This is a genomic window from Parafrankia soli (genome assembly GCF_001854695.1).
Lineage (GTDB): Bacteria > Actinomycetota > Actinomycetes > Frankiales > Frankiaceae > Parafrankia > Parafrankia soli.
This window is the reverse complement of the sequence record NZ_MAXA01000127.1, coordinates 1-2,314: the sequence shown is the minus strand read 5'-3', so window position 1 is coordinate 2,314 and position 2,314 is coordinate 1. Positions and strand designations below refer to the sequence as shown.

At 72.3% G+C, this 2,314-nt stretch carries 4 protein-coding genes; all 4 read right to left on the bottom strand.

The window, feature by feature from the left end:
• A partial coding sequence (locus tag BBK14_RS12645; RefSeq protein ID WP_198541254.1) for a hypothetical protein occupies window positions 1-1,098 on the bottom strand: 1,098 nt, incomplete at its 3' end.
• Window positions 1,095-1,643, bottom strand: a complete 549-nt coding sequence (locus BBK14_RS12640; protein ID WP_071062213.1) for a hypothetical protein — start codon at window positions 1,641-1,643, stop codon at window positions 1,095-1,097. The genes BBK14_RS12640 and BBK14_RS12645, both read right to left, overlap by 4 nt.
• Window positions 1,640-1,969, bottom strand: a complete 330-nt coding sequence (locus BBK14_RS12635) for a hypothetical protein (RefSeq protein ID WP_071062211.1) — start codon at window positions 1,967-1,969, stop codon at window positions 1,640-1,642. Before BBK14_RS12635 ends, BBK14_RS12640 begins: the two co-directional genes overlap by 4 nt.
• The coding region (locus tag BBK14_RS38185) for a hypothetical protein (protein WP_198541253.1) at window positions 1,953-2,314 on the bottom strand (362 nt) is incomplete at its 5' end. The genes BBK14_RS38185 and BBK14_RS12635, both read right to left, overlap by 17 nt.

Sequence of the window (2,314 nt, the reverse complement as noted above, 5' to 3'; positions counted from 1 at the left end):
CAGCAGCGGATCGGAGGAGGCGTCGAGTTCGGCCTGCTCGTCGTCGAGGGCGTCGATGGCGTTACCGAGGCTGGTGGGCAGGCCGGCGGTTTCCCCGGCCCACTCCGACTGCTGGGAGACGAGCTGGCGCATCTTGCGTCGCGCGCCGCGTTTGGCGTCCTCGTTCGGGATCACCCGCAGGCGGGCGTACCAGTCGACCGGGTCGGCGACGGCGTCGGCGGCGGCGAACCATTCCGCCCCGTCGGGGAAGGTGAAGGTGTCCGGCAGGTCGGCGAGGATGCCGGCGGCCTGGTAGCTGGCTCCGAACCCGCTGGAGACCTGCACGTAGCGGCGGACTCCCGCCCCGCGGGGCCGGCCCGCGCGCTGCCCGCCTTCGAAGGTGACCGCCTCGTCGAGGGTGGTCAGCGCCGGGCCGCGTAGCCGGGGGCCGTGCAGGTGCGCCTCGGCGGCGAACCGCTGTCTTTCCGGGTCGTGGACCGGGTCGCCGTGGGCCAGGTCGGCCTCGGGGCCGTCCAGGGGGAGGTCTCCCACGCCGCGTCGCCATGCCCGGGCGTAGATCCAGGCAACCTCGGTGGCGGTCGCCCGGCGGAGCCGGGCAGGGGCCCCGAAGCGGGTGAAGTAGTCGGCTTCCTGCTGCCGGCGTCGGCGCACCTCGATGGCGCTGGGCCCGGTGGCGGGCAGGCCGAACGACGCGGTGATGCGGGCGGAGGCCGCCCCCAGCGCGCTGGTGGCGCCGGCGCGCAGCGTAGGGGCGGGCAGGTCCACGGCCAGGAACCGGACCCGGTCGTACAGGTCGCAGTCGACGAGCAGGTCCAGCGCGGCGTCGGCGGCGGCGACCCAGTCGGGGTGCGTTTCCAGGTCGATGTCGGCGACCATCCGCTGCACGGTGACGACGGGGTCGATCGGCACGGTCAACGACAGCAGCATCGCTTCGCCGCGCAGCTGGGCGAGCACGGCCCGGGTCTCGTGGTAGAGCTTGAGCTTGTCGGCGCGGGAGGCGTGCGGGTAGGTCGCCGGGTGGATCCGCCACACCGCCAGGACGCCACCCCGGTCGGTCCACACGAGGTTGCCCGCGATGTGCCGGGCCGGGCAGCTCACCGCCCACCGCCCGGACGGCCGCCGGCGGGCGGGTCGAGAAGCTCGGACACCGACACCAACCGCACCCCCGCAGCGGCCACGGAGGCCGCGGGGGCAGGCCGGGACGAGGTCGGCGGGGGCAGGTCGGGCAGGTCACGTACGAAGATCGATCGGGCGGGTCGGTGCGCCCGCGGGCGGATCGGGCGGGACCGGCCACGCACCCGCCCGCCGCGCGGGGCGCTGGCATAGCCGGCCAGCGCCAGCACGCTGCGCAGCGGACTGCGTCCCTCCGGGCGCACGAACCGTTCCGCGAACGCCAACCCGACCGGCAGTCCGAACAGCACCAGCAGATTCCCGACGAACCCGAAATGCATCCACAGCGACCGGGTCAGATAGAGCACGACCAGTGTGCCGATGAACAGACCGACCTGGGTCAAGGTGTAGGGGCCGAACGGAATCGGCTGACCGCCGGGCAGCAGTCCGACGACATGGCCGTGGCGATGCGCCTTGGCGTAGCTGCGGAACGTCAATCGCCCGCTGGCCCGGTCGACGTCGTCGGTGTTCACGCACTCACCCGCCCCGCGTCGTCGGGCAGCGAATATTCGGATACCGGAATAACAAGATGGATGCCCGAGGCGTTGTCGAGGTCTTCTTTCAACCGGTCGGCGTTGTCGTCACTGTTGTTCGCCGCCCAGATCGCCACCGCCCCGGCGACAGCTGCCATCAGAAGCGGCACGAGCGCGCCCTGTTTCGTGAACGCCACCCGAATGATGTTGATGACGACGACGATGCCGAGCACGACGAACACCAGCGTTTTGACCTGACCGCTCAGCTTGTTGAACGTGTCGAACCAGCCGGCGGCCAGTACAACCGTTTCAGGAGGAGGGGACACGGGAGGACTCCTGCCAGGAGGAAATCGGGGACGGACTGCTGTTCACCTGTGCCGTCGAGGAAAAAGACGGAGACAGGCTCGGCAGTGGAGACGGACTGGCCGTCGGGGTGGGGGCGGCGGGCACCGCCGGCAGCGCGTCGTCGGCGAGCGGCGGGGCACCCGGCAGCGCCGCCACCTCCCAGCGGCCGCCGCGGCCCGACAGACGCAGCGGGTAGCTCAGCATCTGGATCGCCGTCGCGGAGGCGACCCGCACCGTGGCCAACACCGCCAGGCGCTGCCCGTCCGCCGGCCAGGCAATATCCAGGCCCGGCGGGCTGTCACGGCGCGCCTCGACCAGCTCGACGC